Raw genomic sequence first — 12,925 nt, 5'->3', positions numbered from 1 at the left:
ACCGCCGGTGACCGACGCGAGGCGTGAGCTCCCGCTCCTCGGGCGGCTCAACCGCCGGGGGTTCCGGCTCGTCATGGTGCTCGACGGCCTCGCCGTCGTCGGGCTCATGGTCGGCTCGATGCTGTGGCGCTACGGCGTCCCGCCCTGGCCGACGTACCCGATCGGGGCGTACGCCCTGTCGTTCACCGTCTCGACGGTCATCTTCCTCACGGCCTTCTACTTCGGGGGGCTCTACGAGCGCGAGCCGCGACTCGGCGGGGCGGCCGTGCTCCCGCGCGTCGCCGGGCTCTCGCTCGCGGCCGGCAGCTTCGTGGCGCTGCTCAACCTCGCCCTCACCGGCCTCGTGCGACAGCGCGGCTCGCTCACCCAGCGGGTGCTGCCGTTCCCCATCACCAACCTCGTCGTCGTCATCGTCCTCGTCGCGATCGCCGTCGCGGTGAACCGGGCGGTCGTCCACGCGATCCGGACCCGGCGGGAGGGACCGCCCCGGGTCGTGCTCGCCGGCGACGAGGCCGACCTCGACCTGGCCCGGCGCCACCTGACCGTCGTCGAGGCCGGCCAGCTCGTCGTCGTCGCCGAGGTGGTCGACCCGCGCGCGGTCGTCGAGGTGGCCCGGGAGTCGCGGGCCACCGACGTGCTCCTCGTGACGGCGGGCTGGCTCGACGAGTGGTACCCCCGCACCATCGGCCGCCTCGACCGGATGGGCCTGACGACGCTGTTGCGGGTGACCGGCCGCGAGACGCTCTTCGGGCTCGACCGGCTCCGTGAGGTCGGGGGGCTGCCGTTCGTGCTCCTGCTCCCGCAGACGATGCCGCCCTCGCAGCGCCACTTCAAGCGACTGCTCGACCTCTTCCTCCTCCTCGTCACCGCACCCGTGTGGCTCCTGCTCCTCGGCGCGGTCGCGCTCTACCAGCTCGCCGTGGCCGGCCGCCCGCTGCTGTTCACCCAGACCCGGGTCGGCGCCGGCGGCGAGACCTTCGACATGGTCAAGTTCCGCACGATGCGCACCGACGCCGAGGCCGACGGGGTCGCCCAGCTCTCGACCGAGGGCGACCCGCGGGTCATCCCGGCCTGTCGCTGGGTGCGCGCGACCCGGGCCGACGAGCTGCCGCAGATCCTGCACATCCTCAGCGGGAAGATGTCGGTCGTCGGCCCCCGGCCGGAGCGGCCCGAGCTGACGAAGGGGTTCGAGAAGGAGATCGCCGGCTACACCCGGCGGCACGAGGTGCCACCCGGCCTCACCGGGCTCGCCCAGATCCACGGGCGCTACCACACCGACGCCGAGTACAAGCTCGGCTACGACCTGCAGTACCTCGTCAACTGGTCGCCCGTGCTCGACCTCGAGATCATCGCCCGCACGATCTGGGTCATCCTCACCCGCCGCGTCTGACGCCGGACCGGCCGCCGTGGATGCCGTGCCGCGGATGCCGTGCCGCGGACCCGGCTTGGGACCCACCAGCGCTTGTGATAACTTTCACAAGCCGTCCCGGACCCCCTATCCGTCACGACTCCTGACGAGGCCGATCGCCGATGACCGACCGCTCCACCACCAGCGAACCGCATGCCGGCGCGCCCTTCGGGGCGATGCTGCGCGGGGCCCTGCTGCCCTCGGTCGTCGCGGGGCTCGTGGCCGTCGTGGCCGTCGTGCTCGTGCGCGGCGGGGATGCGCTCGCGGGGGCGGTCATCGGGCTCGTCGTGGCCGTCGGCTTCTTCGCCTCCGGCATGTTCCTGCTCAGCCGCCTCGTGCGCGACGCCAGCCCCCACGCCTTCTTCGCCGTCGCGATGGCCGTCTACCTCGGCCAGGTCCTCGGCCTGCTCTTCGTCATCATCGCGTTCAAGGACGCGGGCTGGGTCGACGGGCCCGCCCTCGGCATCGTGGCGCTCGTCGTCACCCTCGTCTGGCAGGTCTTCGCGATGCGGGCCCTGCGCCGGGCCCGGGTGCCCGTCTACGACCGGCCCGCCGACGACCCCGCGAGCCGGGGGAGCGAGGGCCCGTGACCGGCGTGACGACGCCGTTCCCCGGCGTCGCGACCACCGGCGGGGGTCCGGTAGCGTACGTCCCGTTCCCCCGGGTGCCCGTCGATGGCGCCTGTGCTATCCCCGAGGAGAGGCTGTGAGCCCGAGCGTGGTTCCCGCACACTGGCTGCAGGGCGGCATCGCCGCCGCCGAGGACGGCGAGGGGTTCCAGGCCCCGGGCATCGAGTCGTTCTGGTGGCCGCTCTGGGGCAGCGACACGAGCAACTGGGCCTTCACCCGACCCGCCTTCGTCGTCATGGCCTCGGTCGTCATCATCGGCCTGTTCTTCCTCACCGTCGCGGGCCGGCTCAGCATCGTCCCGACGAAGCGGCAGTGGGTGGCCGAGCAGGGCTACAACTTCGTGCGCAACACCATCGCCCGGGACGTCATCGGCGCCAAGGACTTCCGGCCCTTCCTCCCGCTGCTGCTCACGCTCTTCACGTTGATCCTGTTCAACAACGTCATGGGCGTCATGCCGTTCATCCAGTTCCCGTCGATGAGCCGCATCGCGTTCCCCATCGTGCTGACGCTCATCGTCTACGTCGTCTACCACACCGTCGCGATCCGCCGGAAGCACGGCGTGCTCAACTACCTCAAGTCGCTCGTCCCGCCGGGGCTGCCGGGCTGGCTCAGGCCGATCATGTTCATCCTCGAGTTCCTGACCTACTTCTTCATCCGGCCGCTCACCCTCGCCCTGCGACTCTTCGGCAACATGCTCGCGGGCCACCTCATGCTGCTCGTGTTCATCCTCGGCGGTGAGTACCTGCTGCTCCACGGCAGCAACCTGTTCATCCAGCTCTCGGGCATCCTCGGCCTGGCCTTCGGTGTCGTCATGACCTTCTTCGAGCTGCTGGTGCAGTTCCTCCAGGCCTTCATCTTCACCCTCCTCGCCGCGCTCTACATCTCCGACGCGGTGAGCGAGCACCACTGACCCCCGGCCCCGCCGGTTGCACGACCACCTGAAGAACACTCCGACGCCGGGAACCCCCGGCGCCACCGAAAGGAAACGCAATGACTGGTGACATCACCTTCCTCGGCTACGGCCTCGCCGCCATCGGCCCCGGTATCGGTGTGGGTCTCATCTTCGCCGCCTACATCAACGGCGTCGCCCGCCAGCCCGAGGCCCGAGGCATGCTCCAGACCATCGCCTTCACCGGTATGGCGCTCACCGAGGCGCTCGCGATCCTCGGTCTCGTGTTCGTCTTCGTCTTCGCAGGCTGACGAGCCGGCCGACCCCCCCGTCCGATCGACAGATAAGGAAGCGACGTGGTTCTCGCATCCGTCAAGGCCGCCGAAGGTGTCGGCTGGCCGGAGGCCCTGCCCCTCCTGCCGCACCCCGCCGAGCTCATCGTCGGGCTCATCGCCTTCGCCATCCTCTACCGCATCTTCGCCACGAAGGTCGTCCCCAAGATGGAGGCGATGTACGAGGAGCGGGCCGCGGCGATCGAGGGTGGCATGCAGCAGGCCGAGGAGGCCCAGGCCGAGGCCCGGGCCGCGCTGGAGAAGTACAACGCCCAGCTCGCCGAGGCCCGCACCGAGGCCAACGAGATCCGGGAGTCCGCGCGTGAGCAGGGCGCCTCGATCGTCGCCGAGATGCGCAGCCAGGCCCAGGCCGAGGCGGCCCGCATCACCGAGTCGGCCAAGCGGCAGGTCGAGGCCGAGCGCCAGCAGGCCGTCGTCCAGCTGCGCCAGGAGGTCGGCACCCTGTCGACGAGCCTCGCGAGCAAGATCGTCGGGGAGTCCCTCGAGGACGAGGTGCGCCAGAAGGGCATCGTCGACCGTTTCCTCGCCGACCTCGAGGCCGGCGACGTCACGCCCGAGAAGGTCGCCCCCGCGGGCCGGGACGCCTGATGCGCGGCTCGTCACGGGGTTCGGCCAAGGAGGTGCAGGCGGCGTTCGACGCCGTCCTCGCCGGCGGATCGTCGGGGGAGACGCTCGCCGAGGAGCTCTTCGCGGTGACGGCCGTCGTCGACGGCAACGCCTCGCTGCGGCGCGCGCTCGCCGACCCCTCGCGGGGGGCCGCCGACAAGCAGGGCCTGGCCCGGTCGCTCTTCGGCGGCAGGGTCGGTGCGACCACCACCGACCTCGTCGGCGAGGTCGCCGGCCGGCGCTGGTCGGCCGAGCGCGACCTCGGCGACACCCTCGAGGCGCTCGCCGTGCAGGCGCTGCTCGCCACCGCCGAGCGCGCCGGTCGCATCGACCGCGTCGAGGACGAGCTGTTCCGCTTCGAGCGGATCGTCGCCGGCGACCCCGCGCTGCGCGACACGCTCTCGAGCCGCAACACCGACGCGAGCGGCAAGGCCGCGCTCGTGCGCCGGCTGCTCGAGGCCAAGGCCGCCCCCGAGACCGTCCGGCTCGCCGAGCAGGCCGTCCGCGCCCCGCGCGGGCGCCGGCTCGACCGGGTCATGGAGGCCTACCTCGAGCTCGCGTCGACCCGTCGCGACGAGCTGACGGCCCTCGTCACCGTCGCCGCCCCGCTCACCCCGCAGCAGGCCGCCCGGCTGCGCAGCGCGCTCGAGGCGCACTACGGCAAGGCGGTCTCGCTCCAGGTCGTCCAGGACCCCACGGTCATGGGCGGCATCCGGGTCCAGGTCGGCGACGAGGTCGTCGACGGCACCGTCCTGCGGCGCCTCGACGAGGCCCGCCGGCACGTCACCGGCGCCTGACGCCGCGCACGGCATCCCGCCGCCGCGCACGGCATCCCAGAACTGAAGACGCACCACCCACACAGCAGACTTCGGCCCCATGAGGGGCCGGTGACCGAGGAGAAGATCAGAACATGACGGAGCTCTCGATCCGTCCGGACGAGATCCGGGACGCCCTGGACAGCTACGTCCGGTCCTACGAGCCCGGCGCGGCCTCGCGCGAGGAGGTCGGTCGCGTCACCGATGCCGGTGACGGCATCGCGCACGTCGAAGGGCTGCCCTCGTGCATGACGAACGAGCTCCTCGAGTTCGAGGACGGCACGCTCGGCCTCGCCCTCAACCTCGACGTCCACGAGATCGGTGTCGTCATCCTCGGTGAGTTCTCGAACATCGAGGAGGGCCAGGAGGTCAAGCGCACGGGCGAGGTGCTCTCGGTCCCCGTGGGCGACGCCTTCCTCGGCCGCGTCGTCAACCCCCTCGGCACCCCGATCGACGGCCTCGGCGAGATCGCGAGCGAGGAGCGGCGGGCGCTCGAGCTGCAGGCCCCGACGGTCGTGCAGCGCAAGTCGGTCCACGAGCCGCTCCAGACCGGCCTCAAGGCCGTGGACGCCATGACCCCCATCGGCCGGGGCCAGCGCCAGCTCATCATCGGCGACCGCCAGACCGGCAAGACGACGGTCGCGGTCGACACGATCATCAACCAGAAGGAGTTCTGGGAGAGCGGCGACCCGGACAAGCAGGTGCGCTGCATCTACGTCGCCATCGGCCAGAAGGGTTCGACGATCGCGGCCGTGCGCGGCACCCTCGAGGAGGCCGGCGCGATGGAGTACACGACCATCGTCGCCGCCCCGGCCTCGGACTCCGCGGGCTTCAAGTACCTCGCCCCGTACACCGGCTCGGCCATCGGCCAGCACTGGATGTACCAGGGCAAGCACGTCCTCATCGTCTTCGACGACCTGTCCAAGCAGGCCGAGGCCTACCGCTCGGTGTCGCTCCTCCTGCGCCGCCCGCCGGGCCGCGAGGCCTACCCCGGTGACGTCTTCTACCTCCACAGCCGGCTGCTCGAGCGCTGCGCGAAGCTCTCCGACGAGCTCGGGCACGGCTCGATGACCGGTCTGCCGATCATCGAGACCAAGGCGGGCGACGTCTCGGCGTACATCCCGACGAACGTCATCTCGATCACCGACGGCCAGATCTACCTGCAGGCCGACCTGTTCAACGCCAACGTCCGCCCGGCGATCGACGTCGGCGTCTCGGTGTCGCGCGTCGGCGGCGCCGCCCAGATCAAGGCGATGAAGTCGGTCGCGGGCCGCCTCAAGCTCGACCTCGCGCAGTACCGCGCGCTCGAGGCGTTCGCGATGTTCGCCTCCGACCTCGACCCCGCATCCCGGGCCCAGCTCGCGAAGGGCGCCCGCCTCGTCGAGCTGCTCAAGCAGCGGCAGGCCGCGCCGTTCCCGGTCGAGGAGCAGGTCGTCTCGATCTGGATGGGCACGACGGGCAAGCTCGACGACGTCGCCGTCGAGGACATCCGTCGCTTCGAGGCCGACTTCCTCGACCACCTGCGCCGCACCAAGGGCGAGCTGCTCGGGGCGATCCGCGAGACCGGCACGTTCGCCGAGGAGACCGAGCAGGCCCTCGAGTCCGAGATCGCGACCTTCAAGGCCAAGCTCTTCGAGGGCAGGGGTGCCGACGGCGTCCAGGCCGGCGACGAGGCCGAGGAGGACGCCGCCGCCCGGGCCCAGGAGTCCGAGCAGGAGAAGATCGTCAAGCAGCGGCGCTGAGCCGGTCGGGTGCGCGCGGCGCACCCGGCGACCGGCCCGGCCCACAGGGCACCGAGCAGAAGAACCAGGAAGGCGGAAACGTATGGGAGCGCAGATCCGGGAGTACCGGCAGCGCATCCGAGCCGTCAGCTCGACGAAGAAGATCACCCGGGCGATGGAGCTCATGGCCGCCTCGCGCGTCGTCAAGGCGCAGCAGGCGGTCCGCGAGTCCAGCCCGTACGCCCGCGCGCTGACCCGGGCGGTCTCCGCGGTCGCGACCTTCTCCAACGAGGACCACCCGCTGACGTCCGAGAAGGAGGACGTCAAGCGGGCCGCGGTCGTCATCATGACCTCCGACCGCGGGCTCGCGGGCGCCTACAGCTCGTCGGCCATCAAGGAGAGCGAGCGACTCGTCGCCGCGCTGCGTGAAGAGGGCAAGGAGGTCGTCCCCTACCTCCTGGGGCGCAAGGCCATCGCCTTCTACCGGTTCCGCCACCGCGAGTTCGCCGCGGAGTGGAGCGGCGCCTCCGAGAAGCCCAGCTTCGAGACGGCCCGCGAGGTCGGCGAGCGGCTCGTCGCCGACTTCACGACCCCGACCGAGGAGGGCGGCATCGACGAGGTGCACGTCGTCTTCACCCGGTTCGTCTCGATGGTCACCCAGGAGCCCGAGGTCATCCGCCTCCTGCCGCTCGAGGTCGTCGAGGGCGAGGAGGCCCCGGATGCCGAGGACCTCCTGCCGCTGTACTCCTTCGAGCCCGGTGCCGAGTCGGTGCTCGACGCGCTGCTGCCGAAGTACGTCAACGCGCGCCTGTTCAACTGCATGCTCCAGGCCGCCGCGTCCGAGCTGGCCGCCCGCCAGCGGGCGATGAAGTCCGCCACGGACAACGCCGAGGAGCTCATCAAGAAGTACACCCGGCTGGCCAACCAGGCCCGCCAGGCCGAGATCACCCAAGAGATCAGCGAAATCGTGGGCGGCGCCAGCGCGCTGGCCGAGAGCAAGTGAGCGAGAGAGAGACCATGACTGCATCTGTCAGCGAGCGGAGCGAGACCCACGCCGTCGGCGGCGTCGGCCGCATCTCGCGCATCATCGGGCCGGTCGTCGACGTGGAGTTCCCCGTCGACGCCATGCCGGAGCAGTACAACCTGCTCACGACCGAGGTCGAGGTCGGTGGCGACACGCGGCACCTCAACCTCGAGGTCGCCCAGCACATCGGCGACAACATGGTGCGCGCGATCTCCCTCCAGCCGACCGACGGCCTCGTGCGCGGCACCCCGGTCCAGGACACCGGTGGGCCGATCACGGTGCCCGTCGGCGACGTCACCCTCGGGAAGGTGTTCAACACCACCGGCGAGGTCATGAACCTCGGCCCGGGCGAGACCTTCGAGGCCACCGAGCGCTGGGGCATCCACCGCAGCGCGCCGGCCTTCGACCAGCTCGAGTCCAAGACCCAGATGTTCGAGACCGGCATCAAGGTCATCGACCTGCTCACCCCCTACGTCCAGGGCGGCAAGATCGGCCTGTTCGGTGGCGCCGGCGTCGGCAAGACGGTGCTCATCCAGGAGATGATCGCCCGCGTCGCCCGCGACCACGGCGGTGTCTCGGTGTTCGCCGGGGTCGGCGAGCGCACCCGCGAGGGCAACGACCTCATGGTCGAGATGGAGGAGGCCGGCGTCCTCGGGCAGACGGCGCTCGTCTTCGGCCAGATGGACGAGCCGCCGGGCACCCGCCTGCGCGTCGCCCTGTCCGCCCTGACGATGGCCGAGTACTTCCGCGACGTCCAGGGCCAGGACGTGCTCCTGTTCATCGACAACATCTTCCGCTTCACCCAGGCCGGGTCCGAGGTGTCGACGCTGCTCGGCCGGATGCCGTCCGCCGTCGGCTACCAGCCGACCCTCGCCGACGAGATGGGCACCCTCCAGGAGCGGATCACGTCGACGCGTGGCCACTCGATCACCTCGATGCAGGCGATCTACGTGCCTGCCGACGACTACACCGACCCGGCCCCGGCGACGACGTTCGCGCACCTCGACGCGACGACGGAGCTCTCGCGGGAGATCGCCTCGCTCGGCATCTACCCGGCCGTGGACCCGCTCACCTCGACGAGCCGGATCCTCGACCGCCGGTACATCAGCGAGGAGCACTACACGACCGCGCTGCGCGTCAAGGGCATCCTCCAGCGCAACAAGGAGCTGCAGGACATCATCGCGATCCTCGGCATCGACGAGCTGTCCGAGGAGGACAAGATCCTCGTCAACCGGGCTCGCCGCCTCCAGCGCTTCCTGTCGCAGAACACCTACGTCGCGAAGCAGTTCACCGGCATCGAGGGGTCGACGGTGCCGCTGGCGGACACCATCGAGGCGTTCACGAAGATCTGCGACGGCGACTACGACCACGTCGGTGAGCAGGCGTTCTTCATGTGCGGTGGCCTCGACGACGTCGAGCGCCAGTGGCACGAGATCCAGAAGACGCTCTGATGCCGCTCACGGTCGAGCTCGTCGCCGCCGACCGCCGGGTCTGGCAGGGCGAGGCGAGCCAGGTCAGCGCCCGGTCGATCGACGGCGAGCTCGGGATCCTGCCGGGACACCAGCCACTGCTGTGCGTCCTCGCCGAGGGTGAGGTGCGGGTCAACGCCGAGGGCGGCTGGCGCTCGGCGACGATCGACGGGGGCTTCCTGTCGGTCGACCACGACCGGGTCACGATCATCGCCGAGTCGGTCGACGCCGGCAGCCTGGGTTCCTGACGCGTTGGGCCGGGGACCGCTCGCATGACGCCTCTCGTCGTCGCCGAGCTGGTCCTCGCCCTCCTCGTCCTCGTCGTCGTCGGCGCGCTCACCTTCGTGTGGGCGCGCCGACGCCTCATCTCGGGCGACGGGCGCCCCGTCATGCTGTGCGCCCGGCGCGAGGGCGCGGGCGGGCGCTGGCGGCTCGGCCTGGCCCGGCTCGGCTCGGACCGGTTCGAGTGGTTCAGCATCGTCGGGCCCTCGCTGCGGCCCGAGGTGTCGTGGTCGCGCGGTGAGCTCGACCTCGGCACCGCCCGGCCGCTCGCCGAGCCGATCCCCGGGCTCGCCGACCCGGTGGCCGTCCTCGGCCGCGCCGGCGCGCGAAGCTGCGAGTTCGCGTTCGTGCCCGCCGCCTACACGGCGGTGCGGGCCTGGCTCGAGTCCAGCCCACCCGGCTACAACGTCAACGTCACCTGACCTCGGGAGGCTGCTCCCGCCCGCCGCCGGGCTGCCAGAGCACGTCCCCGCCGGGCAGGTTGGCGCACCGGGCGAGGACGAAGAGCAGGTCCGAGAGGCGGTTGAGGTACGTGGCCGCGACCGGGTTGACCCCGCCCTCCCCCCGAGCGTCGCCGGGCTCGGTGCCGTACGCCTCGATCGCCGCCCACACCGAGCGCTCGGCCCGCCGCACGACGGTGAGCGCGACGTGGAGGTGGGCCGAGCCGGGGGTGCCGCCGGGCAGGATGAAGGAGCGCAGCTTCTCGAGCCGGGCGAGGTAGCGGTCGCAGTCCGCCTCGAGCTCGCCGACCCACGCCGCCTTGACCCGCAGCGGCGGGAACTCGTAGGTGCGTTGGAGCGGTGTCGCCAGGTCCGCCCCGACGTCGAAGAGGTCGTTCTGGACGCGGGTCAGCACCCCCCGGACGTCGTCGTCGAGCCCTCCGCAGGCGAGGGCGACCCCGAGGGCGGCGTTCGCCTCGTTGACATCGGCATACGCACCGAGCCGGACGTCGGTCTTGCGGGTGCGGCTGAGGTCGCCGAGGGCCGTCGTGCCGTCGTCGCCGGTGCGGGTGTAGATCCGGGTGAGGTTGACCATGGCGCAAGCCTCGCAGACGCCGGCCGCCGACCCGGATGTGGCATGAACCGGACAATGTCCGTTCTCTGCCGCCTCATCGTCCGAATGGGGGAGGCGCCGAGCGCTCCGGGTCGGTCTAATGGACGCACGACGATGAGGAGGGGGGCACCGTGGCGAACCTGGGGGAGGCCATCGTGACCATCGCAGAACACGAGGACGAGCACGGCCGGCACGTGGCGCTGCGCGGACGGCTCGACGTGCGCACGGCCGCCGACCTGCGGCTGACGCTGCACCGCGTCATCGCCGGCGGCACGAACCCGCTGCTGCTCGACCTCGGCGAAGCCCACGTCGGCGACGCCACCGGCCTCGGACTCATCGTCGAGTGCGTGCGACGCTCCCGGCGTGCCGGGCGCGGCCTGCACATCGTCGCGGCCGACGAGCGCACCCGGCGCCTGCTCCGGCGGGCCCGGCTGGGGACGCTCATCGGGACCGCTCCCTCGTGCTCCGGGGTGGGGGAGCCGGCCATGGCCGGGGCCGCGGGCTGAGCCGCCCGCGGGGCGGCCCGCTCGGGAGGGTGTGGGGACTCTCACCGTGCGGGCCGCTACCCCGGCCACGGTGCCGGGGCTAGCGTTCGACGCATGCCCGAGAGCACCGATGCCAGCAGGCCGCCGCGCGACCGCCCGTGGGTGATGCGCACCTACGCCGGGCACTCCAGTGCCGCGGCGAGCAACGCCCTGTACCGGCGCAACCTCGACAAGGGACAGACCGGGCTGTCGGTCGCGTTCGACCTGCCGACCCAGACCGGCTACGACCCCGACCACGTCCTCGCCCGCGGCGAGGTCGGCAAGGTCGGGGTGCCGATCTCGCATCTCGGTGACATGCGCGCCCTGTTCGCCGACATCCCGCTGTCGCGGATGAACACCTCGATGACGATCAACGCCACCGCGATGTGGCTGCTCGCGCTCTACCAGGTGGCGGCCGAGGAGCAGGCCGAGGCGGCCGGCGAGGACCCGGCATCCGCGGTGTGGGCGCTCGCCGGCACGACCCAGAACGACATCATCAAGGAGTACCTGTCGCGGGGCACCTACGTCTTTGCGCCGGGACCCTCGCTGCGGCTCATCACCGACATGGTCGCCTACACGGTGGCGCAGATCCCGAAGTGGAACCCCATCAACATCTGCAGCTACCACCTCCAGGAGGCGGGGGCGACCCCGGTGCAGGAGATCGCCTACGCGATGTGCACCGCGATCGCCGTGCTGGATGCCGTCCGCGACTCCGGGCAGGTGCCCCCCGAGCGCTTCGGCGAGGTCGTCGCCCGGATCTCGTTCTTCGTCAACGCCGGCGTGCGCTTCGTCGAGGAGATGTGCAAGATGCGGGCCTTCGTCCAGATCTGGGACGAGCTGACCCGCGAGCGCTACGGCGTCACCGACCCCGCCCAGCGGCGGTTCCGCTACGGCGTGCAGGTCAACTCGCTCGGCCTCACCGAGGCCCAGCCCGAGAACAACGTCCAGCGGATCGTCCTCGAGATGCTCGCGGTGACCCTGTCCAAGGACGCCCGTGCCCGGGCCGTGCAGCTCCCCGCGTGGAACGAGGCCCTCGGCCTGCCCCGGCCGTGGGACCAGCAGTGGTCGCTGCGCATCCAGCAGGTGCTCGCCTACGAGTCCGACCTCCTCGAGTACGACGACCTGTTCGAGGGCTCGGCCGTCGTCGCCGCGAAGGTCGCCGAGCTCGTCGAGGGCGCTCGCGCCGAGATCGACCGGGTCGAGGCGATGGGCGGGGCGGTCCCGGCCGTCGAGGGCGGCTACATGAAGTCCGAGCTCGTCGCGTCGCACGCGCGCCGCCGCCAGCGCATCGAGCTGGGCGAGGACGTCGTCGTCGGGGTCAACCGGTTCGAGACGACCGAGCCGAACCCCCTCACGGCCGACCTCGAGACCGCGATCCAGACGGTCGACCCGGGGGTCGAGGCCGCGGCCGCGGCCGCGGTGCGGCGCTGGCGCGAGGAGCGCGACGCACGCCCCACGCCCCGCGAGCGCGCGGCATCCGCGTTGGCCCGGCTGCGCGACGACGCGACGGGTGAGACGAACCTCATGGCCGCGACGCTCGAGTGCGCGCGGGCGGGGGTCACGACGGGTGAGTGGGCCGGTGCGCTGCGCGAGGTGTTCGGCGAGTTCCGGGCCCCGACCGGCGTCAGCGGGTCGGTCGGCGTCGGGGCCGGGTCGCAGGCCCTCGCGCAGGTGCGCGCCCGGGTCGCGCAGACGAGCGAGGAGCTCGGCGAGCGGCTGCGCGTGCTCGTCGGCAAGCCGGGCCTCGACGGGCACTCCAACGGTGCCGAGCAGGTCGCCGTGCGGGCCCGCGACGCCGGCTTCGAGGTCGTCTACCAGGGCATCCGGCTCACCCCGGAGCAGATCGTCGCCGCGGCAGTCGCCGAGGACGTGCACCTCGTCGGCATCTCGATCCTGTCGGGCTCGCACATGGAGCTCGTCCCCGAGGTGCTCGACCTGCTGCGGGCGGCCGGTGCGGGCGACGTGCCGGTCATCGTCGGCGGGATCATCCCGGAGGCCGACGCCGCCCGGCTCAAGCAGCTCGGGGTGGCGGAGGTCTTCACCCCCAAGGACTTCGGCCTCAACGACATCATGGACCGCTTCGTCGACGTCATCCGTGCCTCCCGGGGCCTGCCGGTGGCGTCCCCGGCGCCGGCGCCGGCCTGACCGGGCG

The 12,925-nt window shown here is 71.7% G+C and carries 14 protein-coding genes; 13 read left to right on the top strand and 1 reads right to left on the bottom strand.

The genetic code is table 11. The features are described 5' to 3' along the window. The first annotated feature begins 7 nt into the window (after positions 1-7). From ABD899_RS04695 to ABD899_RS04645, 11 genes are all read left to right on the top strand, one after another. Entirely contained in the window at positions 8-1,390 is a 1,383-nt protein-coding gene (locus ABD899_RS04695; RefSeq protein WP_345202882.1) for a sugar transferase, read from the top strand. A gap of 140 nt (positions 1,391-1,530) precedes the next feature. After that, positions 1,531-1,998, top strand: coding sequence for a Cg1360 family ATP-synthase-associated protein (locus ABD899_RS04690; protein WP_345202880.1), 468 nt, complete (start codon positions 1,531-1,533; stop codon positions 1,996-1,998). Positions 1,999-2,113: 115 nt separating this feature from the next. Next, the gene (gene atpB / locus ABD899_RS04685) at positions 2,114-2,947 is read left to right on the top strand and encodes a F0F1 ATP synthase subunit A (RefSeq protein WP_345202878.1); all 834 of its coding nucleotides are present in this window, start codon (positions 2,114-2,116) and stop codon (positions 2,945-2,947) included. A gap of 80 nt (positions 2,948-3,027) precedes the next feature. Next, positions 3,028-3,237 (top strand): ATP synthase F0 subunit C, encoded by a 210-nt coding sequence (gene atpE / locus ABD899_RS04680; RefSeq protein ID WP_159900443.1) that lies wholly within the window; start codon positions 3,028-3,030, stop codon positions 3,235-3,237. A gap of 45 nt (positions 3,238-3,282) precedes the next feature. Next, positions 3,283-3,867: a F0F1 ATP synthase subunit B gene (locus ABD899_RS04675; RefSeq protein WP_345202876.1), complete on the top strand. Its 585-nt coding sequence runs from the start codon at positions 3,283-3,285 to the stop codon at positions 3,865-3,867. Continuing rightward, complete coding sequence (locus ABD899_RS04670; protein ID WP_345202874.1) at positions 3,867-4,682, top strand: F0F1 ATP synthase subunit delta; 816 nt, start codon at positions 3,867-3,869, stop codon at positions 4,680-4,682. The genes ABD899_RS04675 and ABD899_RS04670 overlap by 1 nt, the downstream gene beginning before the upstream one ends. A 113-nt stretch (positions 4,683-4,795) precedes the next feature. Further along, positions 4,796-6,442 (top strand): F0F1 ATP synthase subunit alpha, encoded by a 1,647-nt coding sequence (gene atpA / locus ABD899_RS04665; RefSeq protein WP_345202871.1) that lies wholly within the window; start codon positions 4,796-4,798, stop codon positions 6,440-6,442. 82 nt (positions 6,443-6,524) lie between these two features. Continuing rightward, entirely contained in the window at positions 6,525-7,424 is a 900-nt protein-coding gene (locus tag ABD899_RS04660) for a F0F1 ATP synthase subunit gamma (RefSeq protein ID WP_345202868.1), read from the top strand. Between the two features lie 14 nt (positions 7,425-7,438). Continuing rightward, positions 7,439-8,896, top strand: coding sequence for a F0F1 ATP synthase subunit beta (gene atpD, locus ABD899_RS04655; RefSeq protein WP_345202866.1), 1,458 nt, complete (start codon positions 7,439-7,441; stop codon positions 8,894-8,896). Continuing rightward, complete coding sequence (locus ABD899_RS04650) at positions 8,893-9,162, top strand: F0F1 ATP synthase subunit epsilon (RefSeq protein WP_345203007.1); 270 nt, start codon at positions 8,893-8,895, stop codon at positions 9,160-9,162. Before atpD ends, ABD899_RS04650 begins: the two co-directional genes overlap by 4 nt. 24 nt (positions 9,163-9,186) lie before the next feature. Next, a complete protein-coding gene (locus tag ABD899_RS04645) occupies positions 9,187-9,618 on the top strand; it encodes a DUF2550 family protein (protein ID WP_345202863.1) in 432 nt (143 codons plus the stop codon). Here ABD899_RS04645 and ABD899_RS04640 read toward each other — a convergent pair. Next, on the bottom strand, positions 9,611-10,231 hold the full coding sequence (locus ABD899_RS04640; protein ID WP_345202861.1) for a cob(I)yrinic acid a,c-diamide adenosyltransferase: 621 nt from the start codon (positions 10,229-10,231) through the stop codon (positions 9,611-9,613). The genes ABD899_RS04645 and ABD899_RS04640 overlap by 8 nt on opposite strands. 149 nt (positions 10,232-10,380) lie before the next feature. Between ABD899_RS04640 and ABD899_RS04635 the strand changes: the two genes are divergently transcribed. Both ABD899_RS04635 and ABD899_RS04630 read left to right on the top strand, forming a co-directional pair. Beyond that, a complete protein-coding gene (locus ABD899_RS04635) occupies positions 10,381-10,755 on the top strand; it encodes an STAS domain-containing protein (RefSeq protein ID WP_345202858.1) in 375 nt (124 codons plus the stop codon). 144 nt (positions 10,756-10,899) lie between these two features. After that, on the top strand, positions 10,900-12,918 hold the full coding sequence (locus ABD899_RS04630; RefSeq protein WP_425474937.1) for a protein meaA: 2,019 nt from the start codon (positions 10,900-10,902) through the stop codon (positions 12,916-12,918). Positions 12,919-12,925 lie beyond the last annotated feature (7 nt).

Source organism: Fodinibacter luteus (genome assembly GCF_039541575.1).
Classification (GTDB): domain Bacteria; phylum Actinomycetota; class Actinomycetes; order Actinomycetales; family Dermatophilaceae; genus Fodinibacter; species Fodinibacter luteus.
The sequence above is the reverse complement of the archived record's forward strand: the minus strand, read 5'-3'. Positions and strand labels throughout refer to the sequence as shown.

Bases quoted from the DNA above. Each gene is read 5' to 3' on its own strand.
- ABD899_RS04690 (WP_345202880.1), top strand. From the start codon at position 1,531: ATGACCGACCGCTCCACCACCAGCGAACCGCATGCCGGCGCGCCCTTC.
- atpE (WP_159900443.1), top strand. From the start codon at position 3,028: ATGACTGGTGACATCACCTTCCTCGGCTACGGCCTCGCCGCCATCGGC.
- ABD899_RS04670 (WP_345202874.1), top strand. From the start codon at position 3,867: ATGCGCGGCTCGTCACGGGGTTCGGCCAAGGAGGTGCAGGCGGCGTTC.
- atpA (WP_345202871.1), top strand. From the start codon at position 4,796: ATGACGGAGCTCTCGATCCGTCCGGACGAGATCCGGGACGCCCTGGAC.
- ABD899_RS04660 (WP_345202868.1), top strand. From the start codon at position 6,525: ATGGGAGCGCAGATCCGGGAGTACCGGCAGCGCATCCGAGCCGTCAGC.
- atpD (WP_345202866.1), top strand. From the start codon at position 7,439: ATGACTGCATCTGTCAGCGAGCGGAGCGAGACCCACGCCGTCGGCGGC.
- ABD899_RS04645 (WP_345202863.1), top strand. From the start codon at position 9,187: ATGACGCCTCTCGTCGTCGCCGAGCTGGTCCTCGCCCTCCTCGTCCTC.
- ABD899_RS04640 (WP_345202861.1), bottom strand. From the start codon at position 10,231: ATGGTCAACCTCACCCGGATCTACACCCGCACCGGCGACGACGGCACG.
- ABD899_RS04630 (WP_425474937.1), top strand. From the start codon at position 10,900: ATGCGCACCTACGCCGGGCACTCCAGTGCCGCGGCGAGCAACGCCCTG.